Origin of the sequence: Pandoraea horticolens, assembly GCF_902459555.1 — a bacterium.
GTDB lineage: Bacteria > Pseudomonadota > Gammaproteobacteria > Burkholderiales > Burkholderiaceae > Pandoraea > Pandoraea horticolens.
The window spans coordinates 138730-156436 of sequence record NZ_CABPSM010000009.1; the positions used below are offsets into that span (position 1 = coordinate 138730).

Here is a 17707-nt window from a genome sequence, read left to right on the forward strand (position 1 = left end):
ATGTCCAAGACTCCCAAGCACATGGTTGAGCGACTGCAATCGCTCGCAATCGAACGCCCGAACGACACCGCGCTGATCTGTGTGCAAAGCGGTGGCGAGACATCGCATGGCTACGCCGAGCTCGACCAACGTGCGAACGCGCTGGCGCATCGGCTCGGCAGCGGCGCGCTCAAGGGCGAGCGGGCGATTCTGCTCATGGACAGCGGCCTGTCGTATTTCACGGCATTCTTCGGCTGTCTGTACGCGGGCGTGCTCGCCGTGCCTGCGTTCGCGCCGGGGCGCACGCGCGACGCCTACGCGGAGCGCCTGCGCGTCATGCTCGCCGACGCTCAGGCCCGCTGGGTGCTCGTCACTCCGGAACACGAGCAGATTGCGCGCTCCCTGCTGGACCTTTACGGTGAGACGGCGGAGCTGATCGTCATCGACGACTCGGTCGCCCCGGTGGCGGCCGAGCGCATCGTCATCGACCTGACGGCGGACGACATCGCGTTCCTGCAGTACACGTCGGGATCGACCTCGACGCCCAAGGGCGTGATAGTCACGCACGGCAATCTGATCGCCAACGAGGTAGCCATTCAGGAACGGCTGGGCGTCACGGCGTCCGACGTCTTCGTGAGCTGGCTGCCGCTGCCGCACGACATGGGCATGATAGGCACGATGCTCCAGCCGGTCTACACCGGCATTCCGCTCGTGCTGATGTCGCCGAACCATTTCCTCGAGCAGCCGATCCGGTGGCTCGAAGCGATTTCGCATCACGGCGGAACGATCTCCGGCGGGCCCGATTTTTCGTATCGGCTGCTGACCGAACGCGTGCGCGATGCGCAGATGGAGGGCCTTGATCTGTCCGGCTGGCGAGTGGCGTTCTCGGGCTCCGAGCCGGTGCGTCACGACACGCTGTGCGAATTCGTCGAACGATTCAGCGCCTGGGGTTTCGATCCGGGCGCGGTATATCCGTGCTACGGGCTGGCCGAGGCAACGTTGCTCGTGACCGGCGTCACGCGCTCGCATGGCATGTCGTCGCTGGGCGTGGACGGTACCGATGGCGACCCGAAGCAACTCGTGAGTTGCGGCAAGGCCCCGCAGGGGCACGAGGTGCGGATTATCGATCCGACCAGTGGGAAAACGCTTGGCGACGGCGAGATCGGTGAAATCCGTTTCAACGGCCCGAGCGTAACGGCGGGCTACTGGCGCAATCCGGCGGCGAGCGCCGCGACGTTCGTCGAAGACGACGGGCGTCGCTGGCTACGCACCGGCGATCTGGGCATGACGCACGGCGAGCATCTGTACGTGACCGGCCGCGTGAAGGACCTGATCATCGTGCGGGGCCAGAACGTCTATCCGCAGGACGTCGAGCAAGCGGTCGAAGCGGAACTCGACATCGTGCGCGCGGGCCGCGTGTCGGCGTTTCCGGTGGAGATCAACGGCCGGGAAAGCATCGGCCTGGCGGCGGAAGTGTCGCGCCGCACGCAGAAGTTGCTGACACCCGCACAGATCGTCGACGAACTCGACGCAGTCGTCGCGCCTCGCTTCGGCGAGGCGCTGGGCGTTGTGGTGCTGCTCCATCCTGGCGGACTGCCGAAGACGTCGAGCGGCAAGCTGCAACGCTCGGCGGCAGCACGCGGCTGGCGCGAGCGCACGCTCGACGCCTGGGCCGTGTACACCGACGGCACATTTGACGAAGCCTACGGTTCGTCACCCACCGGTGAACCGCTCGCGGCCCCGGCAACGGGGCAGGCCCCTTCGCAAGCCGACGCCGCCGATGAGGTTTCGTCGCGTCTTGCCGAGATTTGGGCAGACGTTCTGGGCCGTCAGGTCGATCCGGCGAATGCGCCGAATGCCCACTTCTTCCGTCTCGGCGGCAACTCGATTCAGGCCGTGCAACTGGCCGCACATGTGCAAGCGGCATTCAACGTGCCGTTCGATGTGCGCGACGTCTTCGAGCAAGCCAGGCTGCGCGATGCCGCGCTGACCGTCGCGCAACGTCAGGGGGCAGCCGCTCAGACGAACGCGTTGGCCGTCGTCGCGCCGATGGCCCGCAATGCGGCATACGACGAGGTAGCGCCTCTCACACACTCGCAGCATCGTCTCTGGTTCCTGTGGAACCTCGATGCCTCGGACACGGCGTATCACGTGGGCGGCATGCTGACGTTCGGCGCTCAGCCCGATGCTTCGGCATTGCAGGCCGCACTGCGCGCCGCCATCGCCCGTCACGCGGCGTTGCGCACGACTTTCGGTACCGACGCGCAGGGCGAGCCGGTGCAGCGCGTGGCCGATGCCAGCGTTGCGTCCCGTTTTGAACTGACTCAGACAGCGCTCGACGACGCCCATGCCATCGACACCGCCGCACAGGCATGGATCGACGCGCCGTTCGATCTTCTGCGCGGACCGCTGATGCGCGCCGCGTTGTTCACCGCGCCGGATGATCGGGCGCATCTTGTCGTGGCCCTCCATCACATCGTGTGCGATGCATGGTCGATGCAAGGTTTCGTCGACACGCTGGCCGACGACTACCGTGCCTGTCTGGCTGGCGACGCGCCTTCGATGCAGACCGAAAGCCATCTCAAATACACCGACTTCGCCGTCTGGCAGCGAGCCCAGCGTGATCACGAATCGCGCACGCGGGCGCTGGCGTACTGGTGCGCGCGCCTGGGTGACGAGCCGGCCGCGGCCATTCTCGGTGATCGCACGCGCACGGGCAATGCCCAGCGCCGCGCGGCTACGCACGCGTTCGACTTCCCGCCCGCAGTGCAGTCGGCGCTAGCCGATGCGGCAGCAACGCACGGCGTGACGCCGTCCATGCTGATCCTCGCGGCGCTGGGGCTCGTGCTGCGCCGTCACACGGCAAGTGACGACGTGCGCATCGGCATGGCGGTGGCCAATCGGCAGCATGACGGCACCGCACCGCTCATGGGCCTGTTCGTCAACACGGTGGTCATGAAGCTCGACGTTCAGCCCTCGGGCACGTTGTCGGGCCTGCTCTCACAGGTGCGCGAGACGGCGCTCGAAGCGCAGCGGCATCAGGATCTGCCGTTCGATGTGCTGCTCGACGCGCTCGCGCCGCATCGCAGCCTCGGCCAGACGCCGCTGTTTCAGGTGATGTACAACCATGTCCAGCAAGACGAGCGTTCGCTCGCGCGCTGGCCGGAAATGGCTGCCACGCGCCACACCGTCGATGCAAGTGCGGCACAGTTCGACCTCACGCTTGACGTGCAGGCATTTGCCGATGGTCGTCTCACGCCCAGAATCCGTTATGACGCGAATATCTTCGACGCATCGACCGTCGCTCGTCTCGCGTCCCATCTGTGCAATGCCTTGCAAGCGCTGACTCAGCACTCGGGAAAGACCGTGCGAGAACTCGCCCTGATCGACCAGGACGAGCAGGACCTGCTCATGCAGTGGAACGAGAACCGGCCGGTATCACCGGGTCTGCCGTTGCATCGACGTATCGAATCGCACGCCGCGCAAACGCCGGATGCCGTGGCGGTGACGTTCGAAGACACCCGTATGACCTACAGCGAACTGAATGCTCGTGCGAACGAGCTGGCGCACACGCTGATGGCGCATGGTGTCGGGCTGGAGGCACGCGTCGGTATCGCGCTGGAGCGCTCGCCGGAGACGGTCGTTGCGATTCTGGCGGTGCTCAAGGCCGGTGGCGCGTACGTGCCGCTCGATCCGCAGTACCCGGCCGAGCGTCTGAGTTTCCTGATGTCGGACAGCGGCATGGCGGTGCTGCTGACCCGCGAGCATCTGCGTGATGCGCTGCCCGTGCCGGACGGCGTCGAGACGCTGCTGCTCGACGAATACGCGACCGAAGCCAACGGGGCGAACGGTGCGACGCTGCACAACCCGGACGTCCCTGTGCTCCCGTCGCATCTGGCGTACATCATCTATACGTCGGGTTCGACCGGCAAACCGAAGGGCGCGCTGGTCACGCATGCGAACGTCGGGCGTCTGCTGGACGCCACGGATGGGGGCTTCACCTTCGGCACGCAGGACGTGTGGACGCTGTTCCACTCGTACGCGTTCGACTTCTCGGTGTGGGAAATCTTCGGTGCGCTGTGTTACGGCGGGCGGTTGGTCGTCGTGCCGTACCTCGTCAGCCGCGCAGCGGACGACTTTTTGACGCTGTTGCGCCGTGAACGCGTGACGGTGCTCAACCAGACCCCGTCGGCATTCCGGCAACTGCTGCAAGTCCCGGCGCTGGCGGAGGCTGACGATCTGGCGTTGCGCGTCGTCGTGTTCGGCGGCGAAGCGCTGGAGCCGCAGACGCTGCGGCCGTGGTTCGATCGCTTCGGCGATGCGCATCCGCGCATGATCAACATGTACGGCATCACGGAGACGACCGTTCACGTGACGTTTCGCCAGATCACGCAGCACGATCTGACCGTGACGCGCAGCCCCGTGGGGCGCGCCATCGTCGACCTTGGCCTGTACGTGCTCGACAGCGAAGGCGAACTGGCGCCGATCGGCGTTCCCGGCGAGTTGCACGTGAGCGGTGCGGGTCTCGCGCGTGGCTATTGGCATCGCGCAGCCCTGAGCGCACAACGTTTCATCCCGAACGGCTTTGCCGGAGACGGCGGCCGACTGTATCGGACGGGCGATCTCGCCCGCTGGCGTGCCGACGGCGAGCTCGATTATCTCGGTCGCATCGACCATCAGGTCAAGATTCGTGGTTTTCGCATCGAACTAGGCGAGATCGAGGCGCAACTGCTCGCCCAGCCGGGCGTTCACGGCGCGGTGGCGAGCGTGCAGGAAGGACCGGGCGGCGCCCGTCTGATCGCCCACGTCGCGGGCGAGGCGCACGTACCGGCGCTACGCGCAGCGCTGGGCGCCGTGCTGCCCGACTACATGGTGCCCAAAGCCATCGTCGTCATGCCGGTGTTCCCGCTGACGGCCAACGGCAAGGTGGACCGCCGTGCGTTACCCGCGCCCGAACTCGGACACGGTGCCGACGCAACCCCTCGCGAGGGAACCGAAGCCGCGCTGGCGCAAGTCTGGCAGGAGGTGTTGGGCGTGCCGTCGGTGGGGCGTCACGACAATTTCTTCGCCATCGGCGGCGACTCGCTGCTGACGCTGAAGGTTGTCAATCGTGCAACGCTCGCAGGCCTTACCCTCTCTGCGCGCCATCTGTTTGAACATCAGAGCCTGGCGGAACTGGCGGAGGCTCTCGATAGCGCAGAGGGTGCCACGGGCGAGGCGAATGAGGTTGCCCGGCCCGCACTCGTACCGCTGGCGCGAGCCGACGGAGGCGCGTTGCCGCTGTCATACGCCCAGCGACGCCTGTGGTTCCTGTGGCATCTGCAACCGGACAGCTCGGCGTACCACATCGCGGGCGGGTTGTGCCTGCGAGGCGCGCTCGATGGCAGCGCCAAGCGGGCCATGCAGCTTGCCTTCGATATGCTCGTCGCGCGCCATGAATCGCTGCGTGTCACGTTTGCTCAGGGAGAAATCGAAGGCGAGGGCGAGCCGAACGGTCCCGTTGCCGCGCGCCAGATCGTACATGATGCGATGCCGGTGGCCATACGCCATCACGATGTGTCGCAGACGGACACCCCCGAAGCCGAGGCTGCCGCGCTGGCAGAGTCGTTCGCACGCGAGACGTTCGATCTCTCGCAAGGACCGCTGCTGCGCGTAGCCATCGTGAAGCTGGGTGCCGACGCGCACCATCTGCTCGTATCGATGCACCACATCATCTCGGACGGCTGGTCCATCGACCGCATGCTCGACGAGTTCGTGACTTGCTACCGGGCGAATCTGGACAGCACGACCGCCGCGCTGCCGGTATTGCCGGTTCAGTACGCGGACTATGCCGTATGGCAACGCCGCTGGCTCGATGCGGGGGAACGCGAGCGTCAACTGTCCTGGTGGCGTGCCGTGCTGGGGGAACAGCATCCGGTGCTGGCGTTGCCGGCGGATCGCGAACGTCAGGCACTGGCCGACTACACGGCCGCGCGGCATACGTTCGTGCTGCCCGCCGCGCTGACCGCGCAACTGCGCGCGATCGCCCAACGTCACGACAGCACGCTCTTCGTCGCCTTGCTCACCGCCTACATGGCCACGCTGTACCGGCACTCCGGCCAGCGCGACATTCGCGTCGGGGTGCCCGTTGCGGGCCGTGATCGCGCGGAAGTAAGCAACGTGCTGGGCTGCTTCGTGAACACGCAGGTCATGCAGGCGCAGGTCGGGCGGAGCCAGTCGCTTGGCTCGCTGCTGCATACGGTGCGGGCTCACGCGGCCGGCGCGCAGGCGCATCAGGACTTGCCGTTCGACGTGCTTGTCGATGCCCTGCAACCGGAGCGAAACCTTCAGCATACCCCCATCTTCCAGGTGGTGCTGAACCACCGCCAGCCCGACCATCGGGTGTTCGACGCGCTCGACGGCCTGAAGGTCTCGCGTATCGATATCGCGGGCCGCAATGCCCAATTCGAACTGACGCTGGACACAGAGGAGGCCGCCGACGGTTCGGTGAGCGCCGCGATGACCTATGCGCGCGAGATCTTCGATGAAACGACCGTCGCACGTTGGGCGGCTCACTTCGTGAACTTCTGCGAGGCGTTGGCAGGTGATCCATCCGTCGCCGTGGGGCATGTGACGCTTCGCAATGCCGATGGCAGCATCATGCCGCCGATGGCCGACGCGTTTGCCAGCTTGTCGCTTCATCGCGGCAACGATGACACCGGCGAAGGGAATTATCCGGTGACGAGCCGGTCGGGCCGCATCGCGTTCGAAGCGCCGGTTTCCCCCGCCGAGCAGGCTGTCGCGGCGGCATGGCAATCGGTGCTGCAGATCGAGCACATCGGCCGCCACGACAATTTCTTCGAAATCGGCGGCGACTCGATCCTCAGCTTGCAGATCGTGTCCGCCCTGGCGCGTCAGGGCTGGAAGATCACCGCACGCCAGTTATTCGAAGCGCAAACTGTCGCCACGCTCGCCACGCTGGCGCAACCCATCGAGGCCACGACCCGGCCGGTAGGCGAGGTCACGCCGCCATTCGCAACATCCGCAACGTCGGCAACGTCGCACGCCCCCGGCGACGCCAACATCGAAGCAACGTATCCGGCAACGCCGTTGCAAAGCGGGCTTCTGTTCCACAGCCTCATGCAGTCGGGGCGCGGGGTCTATGTCAACCAGAAACGTCTGACGTTGCGCGGCACGCTCGATCACGAGCGCATGCGCGACGCCTGGACGCAGGTGATGGCACGTCACGCCATCCTGCGCACGCACTTTAGCTGGGCGCACGGCGGCGACGCCATGCAAGTCGTTTCGCGCCACGTGGTGCTTCCGTACACGCGTCACGACTGGTCAGCCGGTCCGCAAGCGACTTACGACGCGCGTCTGCATGCCTGGCTGGCAGACGACCTCGCACAAGGATTCGATCTTGCCGTAGCGCCGCTGCTACGTGTGAATCTGTTTGCTCGGCCCGACGGCCTGACCGATCTCGTCTGGACGGACCACCATGTGTTGCTCGACGGCTGGAGCGCCGCGCAGTTGCTTGCCGAGGTGCTGGCGATCTATCGCGGTGAACCGTTGTCCGACGCTGGCGCTACGCCGCAGTACGGCGAGTATGTTCGCTGGCTCGACACGCAGACCGATCACGCCGATTACTGGCATACGCGCATGCAGTCGCTGGACGAGCCGGCAACGCTCGTGGCGAGCCTGCCCGCCGGCCCGGTGGGGTACGACGCAGCATCGGGCACGTTGCTGCAAGTCGACGACGTGCTCGACAGCGCACTGGATCAACGTCTTCGCGACGCGGCACGTCGTTATCGCGTCACGCTCAACACGATGGTCCAGGCTGCGTGGGCGATGCTGACCTCGCGCTATGGCAACCGGACGCAGGCCGCCTTCGGCGTCACCGTGTCGGGCCGGGAAAACGATCTGCCCGGCATCGACCGCACGCTGGGCCTCTTCATCAACAGTTTGCCGATGTGGGTCGACGTGCCGGCCGCCTCGACCGTCGCGGACTGGCTTCAGGACGTGCAGCAGCGGGGCACGGCATTGCGCGCTGTCGAGACCACGCCATTGCGTCAGGTGCAGCAGTGGACCGGCCGTGCCGCCGAGGCGCTGTTCGACACCCTCGTCGTGTTCGAGAACTACCCGATCGATGCGGCCGTGCGTGCCGACGACGCGTCGCTTTCGCTCGCGGCCTTCGCCACGACGGAGCAGACCCATTACCCGCTGGTGCTCGCGGTCCTGCCCGGCGATACGCTGACGCTGCGCTGGAAAGCGAAGGCGTCGCGCCTCGATCCGCGCACACTTCGCCAGTTGCAGGACGACCTGCGGGCGATTCTCGATCAACTGTCCCGTCCGGCGCAGACTGCGTTGCAGCACGTCGGCGCGATCACGCTGGCGGTCCAGATCGCACCGACGCCGCTCACCCGGCACGAATTCGAACCGGTGATGCATCGCATCGCTGCGCAGGCATGGGCCACGCCGCAACGCCCGTCGATCCATTGCGAAGGCGTGCGGTGGTCGTATAGGGAGCTGGACGCCGCCTCCAACGGCATTGCCGTGGCGCTTGCCGCCGCCGGCGTTCGCGCCGACGAACGCGTCGGCCTGTGTGTCGAACGTTCCCCGTGGATGACGGCAGCACTGCTGGGTGTGCTGCGTGCAGGCGGTGCCTTCGTGCCGCTGGACCCGTCGTACCCCGCAGATCGTCTGGCGTTCATGATGGAAGACGCAGGCGTGCGTCTTGTGCTGGCCGACGCCGCCACCGCACGGGCGGTGGCCAACGTACTCGCTGGACACGAAGTCATCGTGGTCGACACGCTGGACCTGGTCGGGACCGACGTGATTTGTCATGACGTCCATCCCGAACAACTCGCTTACGTCATCTACACGTCGGGCTCGACGGGGCGGCCGAAGGGCGTGGCGATCTCGCATGGTGCATTGAGCCAGCACGTCGACGACTTCGTCGGCACTTACGCGATCTCCGAAGACGACAAGCAGTTGCAATCGTCGACGATCAACTTCGATGTGGCGCTGCACGAGATGCTGCCGGCGCTATGCAAGGGCGGGCAAATCGAGATGCGCGGCCCGCAGGCGTGGGATCTGCAAACCATGAGCCGCCACCTGAGCGAGGAGCGCGTGACGTTCTCGCGCATTCCGACCGCCTATTGGCAGCAGTGGCTGCGCAATCCGCCGTCGCGTGAGGCACTGGCCGCGCTGCGTCAGATCACCGTTGGCGGCGAAGGCCTGCCGGGCGACGCGTTGCGTCAGTGGCAAGACGGCCCGCTCTCGGGCATTCAGTTGGACAACCTGTACGGTCCGACCGAAACCACCGTGGCCTGTATGTTCCGGCGCACGTGCGAAGACGACACGCAGCACGCGATCGTTTCCATCGGGGTGCCGTATCCGTCGCGCCGTGTCTACGTGATCGACCCGCACGGGAACGAGGCGCCTGTCGACGCACTGGGTGAGCTTTGCATCGCCGGTCACACGCTGGCGCGCGGTTACCTGGGCCGCGCCGCGTTGAGCGCCGAGAAGTTCGTGCCGGACCCGTTCATCGGCAATGGTGCGCGGATGTACCGCACCGGGGATCTTTGCCGTCGCCGCGCCGATGGGCGCATCGATTTTCTCGGTCGTCTGGATGCGCAGGTCAAGCTGCGCGGGCTGCGCATCGAACTCGGCGAGATCGACGCCGTGCTGCGTCAGGTGCCCGGCGTGCGTGATGCCGTCGTGGCGCTGGTGGGGGCGGGCGAGGGCGCCCGGCTTGCGGGCTATGTCGTCGGCGACGTGGCGGACGTGGTGCTGCGCCGTTCCCTGGAGCGCAAGTTGCCGGGGCACATGGTGCCGTCGGTGTTCGTTCACCTCGACGCGCTGCCCGTCATGCCGAACGGCAAGACAGACCGCGCCGCATTGCCGGTCCCGCAGGAGATGGCGTCGCGTGAGCGGCAGGCCCCGGTCGGTGCGGTACAGACCGCGCTGCGCGACATCTGGCGCGAGGTGCTCGGCCGCGACGACGTGGGCGTGACCGACAACTTCTTCGAGATCGGCGGCGATTCGATTCTGAGCCTGCGCGTGATTGCTCAGGCCGCTCTGGCAGGGCTGAAGCTCACCCCGCGACAGATCTTCGACGCGCCGGACATCGAACGGCTCGCCTTGCTGGCGGAGCCGATGCAGGCCCGGCAGAAGCGGATCGAGTCTCGCGAACCGCTGCCGTTGACGCCGATTCAGGCCACATTCTTCGAACGTCACCCGCATGGCGAGGCGCACTGGAATCAGGCCGTATTGCTGCACAGCGCAACGATGCCGGACGCCGCTGCATTGCGCCGCGCACTCGACGCGGTGGTACAGGCGCACGACGCGCTGCGTCTTCGTTTCACACGCTCGCCGTCAGGCTGGCAGCAGCAAGTCGTTGCCGTCGACGCGCACAACCTGCTCGAAACGCTGGACCTTCGTGGCGAGACGGACTGGCGCGCGGCCATCGAACGCGAGGGCACGCGTGTCCACCGTTCGCTCGACATCGGGCAGGGGCCGCTGCTCAAGGCCAGCCTCATGCAGGTGCCGGAGGGTGCCTATCTGCTCGTGACGATCCATCATCTGGCCGTCGACGGCGTGTCGTGGCGCGTGCTGCTCGACGAACTGGAGCGCGGCTACCACGCGGCGCATGCGTCGCGCGCCATCGAATTGCCGGATAGCACGCCGTGGAGCGTGTGGGTGCAGGCAGCCGCGGCCCACGCCGAATCGGCAGAGGTCATCGACGAGTTGCCGTGGTGGCGTGATGCACTGACCGGGGCGAGCCGGCTGTTCGACGCTGCGTCGAAGGGCAAGCCCCGTCGGACACGCCATTGGTCGCTCGGCGCGCAATCAACACGGCAACTGGTCGCCCAAACGCGCAGCAGCCTCGGCCTGCAAGTGGACGAGGCGTTGCTGGGCGTGCTCGCCCGTTCGCTGGGCGATGCTTTCGGCTGCGCGGACGTGATCATCGCTGTCGAGGGGCACGGTCGCGAGGCCCTGGGCCACGGAGAAGACGCCAATCTCGATCTGAGTTCCACGATCGGCTGGTTCACGACCCGCTATCCGGTGCGTCTGCCGTCCACCGGCTCGTTCGACGACCAGCTCATCGCTACGAAAGACAAACTGCGTGATGTGCCGAACAAGGGGCTGCACTGGGGCCTTCTGGCGTGGCACGCCCGCGATGCAGTGCGCAATGCGGTTGCCACCTTGCCCGTCGCACAGGTCGGCTTCAACTACCTCGGCAACCTCGATCAGGCGGTGGCCAATGGCAGCCTGTTTGCCCTGTCGACGCTACCGTGCGGAGAGATGGCGGCGCCCGCTCCGGCACCGTTTGCGCTGGACCTGAACGCGCGCATTCAGGACGGCGCGCTGTCGATCACGTGGGACTACGATCCCGACAGGCTCGACGCCACGCAGGTGGAGCAGTGCATTGCGCACTTTGATGCGCAGGTGCAAGCCGTCGTCGAGGTAACCCGCGATCGTGCGCGCATCTTCTCCCGCAGCGACTTCCCGCGCGCGGCGCTCAATGCCGAGCAATGGCGGCGGCTGGCACTCGACGCGTCCGGTGTGGAGGACATCTATCCGGCCACGGCGGTGCAGCAGGGCTTGCTGTATCACGACCTCTCGCTGCCCGGCGAAGGCATGTACATCACACAGAAGCGTGTGACGCTGATCGGCGAGCTGGACGTCGACGCGCTGCGTACTGCGTGGGAATATGCCGTCGCACGCCACGCCGCATTGCGTACGCGCTTTGCCTGGCGTCACGGCGGACCGATCCTGCAGATCGTGCAGTCGCGCGCCGACTTGCCGTTCACGGTTCATCCAATGCCGACGGGCGGCGCCGATCCGCTGGCGAACGCAGCCGATCATGAAGCCAGTTTCGCGCAATGGCTTGCGAGCGATCTGCGTGCCGGCTTCGATGTCGAGCGCGCGCCGCTACTTCGCGTCAACGTTTTTCTGCGTCCCGACAACGCGGCGGATCTCGTGTGGACGGCCCATCACGCCATCACCGACGGATGGAGCAGTGCGTTGCTGATGGCCGAAGTCGTGGGTACCTACCGGCGCGAGCGCGATGGCGATGATCACCGGCGCGCGAGCGTGACGCCAGCTGTCCCGTACAGCCGATACGTCGACTGGATTGCACGCCAGCCGTCTTCGCGCGACTGGTGGGTCGGGCAGGCCGGGGACATTGCCGCACGCGGACAGTTGCTCGCCTATGCGCCTTCCGCGTCGTCCGACGCCCCCGACGCTGCGGCACAAGCCCTGACGTTCGAAGACGTCCTCCCCGGCGAACTCGGCGCGAAGCTCGTCGAAGCAGCGCAGCGCCATCAAGTCACGATCAACACCGTGATGCAGGGCGCTTGGGCGATGTTGATCTCGCAGCATAGCTTCCGTCAGGAAGTGACGTTCGGCGTGACGGTGTCCGGCCGTCCGGCCTCGCTGCCCGGCGCGCAGGAGATGCTGGGCCTGTGCATCAATTCGCTGCCACTGTTCGTGGCGGTGCAGCCGTCGCATGACCTCGGCGAATGGCTGCGCGCGCTGCAGGCACAGAACGTCTCGCTGCGCGAACACGAGCACACGCCGCTCGCCTCTGTCCAGCAATGGCTCGGGATGAACGGCATCGCACCGTTCGACAGCCTGATGGTGTTCGAGAATTACCCGGTGGCTGCCGGGCTGCTCGACGGCGATGCCACGCTGCGCGTCGGACAGGTGCAGGGCTGGGAACGCACCAACTATCCCGTCACCCTAACCGTCGCCACGCGCGGCAGGCCAACGCTGGGCTGGCGCTTCGACGCCAGCCGCTGCTCGGCTGGGTACGCCGCGCAATTGCGTCGCGAATACCTGAGCCTGTTGAGCGCATTGGCTGACGCCCCCGCGAGCGGTTCACTGGTGGCCGACTCGCTGGCCCCGGAGGCTGACGCGACCGATGCGCTCATCGCCTCGGGCCTGGCGCAAGCGACGAACTTCGTCACTGACACGGTGCCGGTCCGCATCGCCCGTCAGGCAAAGCTGACGCCCGACGGCACCGCACTCGTGCTCGACGACCAGACACTCACGTTCGCCGCCCTCGACGCCGCCGCCAATGGGCTGGCGCATCGTCTGGCGGGCTTGGGCGTGACGCCTGAAGCACTCGTCGGCGTCGCGATGCATCGGTCCCTGGACATGGTGGTGGCGCTACTCGCCGTGATGAAGGCAGGCGGGGCTTACGTGCCGCTCGATCCGGCCTATCCGGCGGTCCGCATCGCACACATGATCGACGACAGCGGTGTGTCCGTGGTGTTGTCGCAGGTGGAAGTGTCGCTGTCATTGGCCGATGGGCTGCAACGCGTCAATGTCGACGGCGCTGCGCTCACACAAGGGAGTTTGGCACCGCCGGACGTCGTATTGCACGGCGACAACCTCGCGTATGTCATCCATACGTCGGGCTCGACGGGCGTACCGAAGGGCGTAGCCATCTCGCACGGCGCGCTTACGCGCCACGTCGACGCCACGATTGCCTACGCTAAACTGAGCGCCGCTGACCGGGTGCTGCAATTCTCGACGGTCAACTTCGACGGGTTCGTCGAACAGCTTTTCCCGAGTCTCTGCGTGGGGGCGACTGTCGTGTTGCGTGGGCCGGAGGTCTGGTCGAGCGATGAATTCGTGGCGCGCGTACGCCGTCATGACGTGACGGTGGCGCACTTGCCGACGGCCTATTGGCACGCGCTGACGCAGGATCTCGCACGAAGCTCGGAAAGCCTTGCTCCGTTGCGCGAATTCCACGCCGGGGGCGAGGCCATGTCTGCGCAGGCGCTGCGTCGCACCCGCGAGAGTGCCGCACTGGCGCCGGTTACGCTCATCAACACTTACGGTCCCACCGAAGCCACGATCACGGCGACGGTCTTCGATACCGGCGAAATCGGTGTCGACGCATTGCCGGCCCTCCCGGCGTTCGTGCCGATCGGGCACGCCTTGCCGGGCCGCCGACTGTATGTCGCCTCGCCGGATCTGACGCTGGTCCCGCGCGGTGCGCCGGGCGAACTGCTGATCGGCGGTGAATTGCTCGCCCGCGGCTATCTGAACCGCCCGGCACTGAGCGCCGAACGTTTCGTGCCGGATATCTTCGCTGGCGACGGTTCACGTCTGTATCGCACCGGCGATCTGGTGCGCTGGCGCGAGGACGGCACACTCGATTACCTCGGCCGGATCGATCATCAGATCAAGCTGCGCGGCTACCGGATCGAGCCGGGTGAGATCGAGGCGGCTCTGACGGCGCAGGCTGGCGTGCGCGAAGCCGCCGTCATCGTTCGTACCGAAGGCGCACGCGCTCGCCTGATCGCGTACGTCGGACACGAGCTGTCGCAGCCCGTGGACGGCGCGCGTCTTCGCGAAGCCTTGGCGAAGGTACTGCCCGACTACATGGTGCCGGAGACCATCGTGGTGCTCGACGCATTGCCGCTGACGCCGGGCGGCAAGGTCGACCGCGTGGCGCTGCCGGACCCCGGCTCGGCGAGCGCGCCGTTCGAAGCCCCGCAAGGCGAGACAGAACACGTGCTGGCCGAGCTTTGGCAAACGGTGCTCACGGTGCCGCAGGTGGGGCGTCACGACAACTTCTTCGCCCTCGGCGGCGACTCGATCCTGAGTCTGCAAGTCGTGGCGCGCGCCCGTCAGGCAGGCCTGTCGGTGTCGCCGAAACAACTCTTCACGGCACCGACGCTCGCCGCACTTGCCGCCGTGGCGACGCAGGCCCAGGCCGCAGGCGCGGTGCATGTGACGACCGACGACGCCCCCGGCCAGGTACCGCTACTGCCGATCCAGCAGGCGTTCTTCGCCTCGGGCATGCATCACGTCCATCACTGGCATCAGGCCTTGCTGTTGACGCCCGCCGAGCCGCTGGAAGCCGGTGCTTTGCGTCAGGCACTGGCGAGCGTCGTGGCGATTCACGCGTCGCTGCGCATGCGGTTCGCGCCGGATGCCGCTGCGGCGAGTGGATGGCGTCAGTCGTATGCGGCGTTCGACCGCGAGGCTGCGGAAGCCCTGTTGTGGACGCGCAATGCTTCGAGCGCCGATGACATCGCAGTCATGGGTAACGAGGCCCACGCCAGTATTCATCTGACGGAAGGCCCGGTGCTGCGCGCCGTGCTGATCACAATGCCCGACGCCAGCCAGCGTCTGCTGCTGAGCGCCCATCACCTCGTGGTCGACGGCGTCTCCTGGCGCATTCTGCTGGGCGATCTGCGCACGGCGTACGACGCATGGCGTGCGGGACGCGCGCCCGCACTGACCTCTGCGGGGACGAGCTACCGTACGTGGGCCGAGCGCCTGACAAACGGCGCATCCCGCGACGAACAACGCGCCGAACTGCCGTACTGGTCGGGGATTCGCGGCGCGACGCACCTGCCGCTCGCCGACGCAGACGTGATCGCGATAGCCGCCGATCTGACCCGTGTCGAACGACGCTTCGACCACGGCGTCACACGACAGCTTCTGCAAGATTCCGGTGTTGCCTACCGCACGCAGACCGGCGAACTGCTGCTCGTCGCCGTCGCCCGTGCCTTGCAATCGTGGGCCGACGCGCCGGACTACGTCATCGCGCTGGAAGGCCATGGCCGCGAGCCGTGGAGCGACGACATCGATCTATCGCGCACAGTCGGCTGGCATACGAGCCTTTACCCGTTCGCCGTTCAGGCGCACGGCGATATCCGTGATGCGATTCTGCGCACGAAGTCGTCGCTGCGCGCCGTGCCGCAACGCGGGCTCGGCTTTGGCGTCATGCGCTGGCTGGGCGACGACGAGACCCGCAAGATGCTCGCCGACGTGCCCGTGCCGAGCGTCGTCTTCAACTATCTGGGACGCTTCGACGGGGCACTTGGGCAGGACTGGCAGCAAGCCGGGGAATCCCTCGGCCAGACCGTCGCCGGGGACACGCCGCTGACGCACGACCTCAGCATCGATGCCAAGGTCGTCGGTGGCGAGTTGAGTGTGGCGTTGTCGTTCAGTTCACGACGTCTTTCACAGCAGAACGTGGAGACATTGGCCGCTGCCATCGACGCCGAGCTGTCGGCCATCCTCAGGCATTGCCTCGACGAGAACGCCGCTGGCGTGACGTCCGGCGACTTCCCGCTCGCGGCGTTGGACGATGCAACGCTCGCGAGCCTGCCGCTGGCATGGCGCGACGTCGACGACCTGTATCCGCTGGCCCCGATGCAGGCCGGCTTGCTGTTTCACGCCATGGTCGACGGGCAGGGCGGGGCGTATCTGAACCAGATGCGCGTCGATATCGACGGGTTCGACCCGGCGCGCTTCGAGGCGTCGTGGCAGACCGTGTGTGGGCGTCATGCGATGCTGCGCACCGGCTTCGTCGCGACCGGCAGCACGTTACTGCAATGGGTGGCTCGCAAGGCGCTCGTGCCGTTCCTGCATCAGGACTGGAGCGATCGTGGCGCTTCACATCGCGGCACTTCGCAGGGCGATGCGACGGACGCGCTCGATGCGCTTGCATTGGCGCAGCGCGAGCAACCGTTCGATCTCGCAACACCGCCGTTGCAACGTGTCGCCCTCGTGAAAACAGGGGCGTCGAAGTACCACCTGATCTGGACCTGTCACCACCTGTTGCTCGACGGCTGGAGCACGTCGCGACTCATCGGCGAGGTCATGCGCCACTATCACGGCGAACCGGTGGCGGCACCCACGGCGACGTTCCGCGACTATGTCGAATGGTTGGAAGCGCAGAACCACGGCGCATCCGGCAGCGCGACCGCATTCTGGCGGGAGACGCTCGGCGTGATGGAAAGCCCGACCCGTCTGGCGCCGCGTGAGTTGCCCGGCACGCAGACACGCGAGGATTTCGCGACGGAAGTCACGGCACTCGACGCCGCTACCGTCAGTCAGTTGAACGCCTTCGCCGCGCGTGAGCGCGTCACTGTCAACACGCTCGCACAGGGCGCCTGGGCGCTAACGCTGCATCAGACCACGGGCCATGCTCACGTGGCCTTCGGCACGACCGTCGCCGGTCGGCCGGCGGCGCTGCCCGGTATCGAGACCGTCGTCGGTCTGTTCATCAACACGGTACCGGTCGTCAGTCACCGTCCGCAGCGTGATGCCTGCGGCGACTGGCTGCGCGACTTACAGGCGCGTCGCGCACAGGCGGGAGATTTCGAACACACGCCGCTGCATGACATTCAGCGCGCAGCACCCGTAACGGGCTCACTGTTCGACACGTTATTCGTCTTCGAGAACTTCCCGGTGGACAGCGCGCTGGCGCAGGCGTCGTCGCATGGCCTGACGCTCTCGGGCGCGAGTACCGACGAATCCACCCACTACCCGCTGGCCGTCACGGTCGTGCCGGGCGAGGAGTGGCGCATTCGCTGGAGCTACCGCTTGCAGGCGTTCTCCCGGACGGAAGTCGCAGCGCTTGCGACTCGCTTCGCTCAGACCCTGCGCACGCTGTCGAGTGAAGGCGCAACGGCTGCCGCTGACGCGTTGCGCATGACCGCAGACGCCGCAGCGCAAATCGCTACCCTTGGCGCCCCGCGATCGCTTGCGTCGCCTGAGTTGATACAAAATGCGCTCTGCCTGCACGAGCGGATCGCCGCGCATGCGCGTCGTGCGCCAAATGCTCCGGCGTTGCGTGACGGCGAGACCGTCGTCACCTACGGCGAGCTAGACGCCCAGGCAAATCGTCTCGCCCAACGTCTGCTGGCGCTGGGTGTCGGACACGAAGCGCGCATCGGCATCGGTATGACGCGTTCGCCGCAGATGATCGTGG

General features: G+C 66.6%; 1 protein-coding gene (cut by a window edge). It reads left to right on the plus strand.

Annotated elements, in window-relative coordinates:
• Nucleotides 1–17707, plus strand: the 5' portion of a protein-coding gene (locus tag PHO31112_RS16060; protein ID WP_174995741.1) for a non-ribosomal peptide synthase/polyketide synthase. The gene runs 10565 nt beyond the window's last position; only the first 17707 of its 28272 coding nucleotides appear in the window; the start codon lies at nucleotides 1–3; its stop codon lies off the right edge, out of view.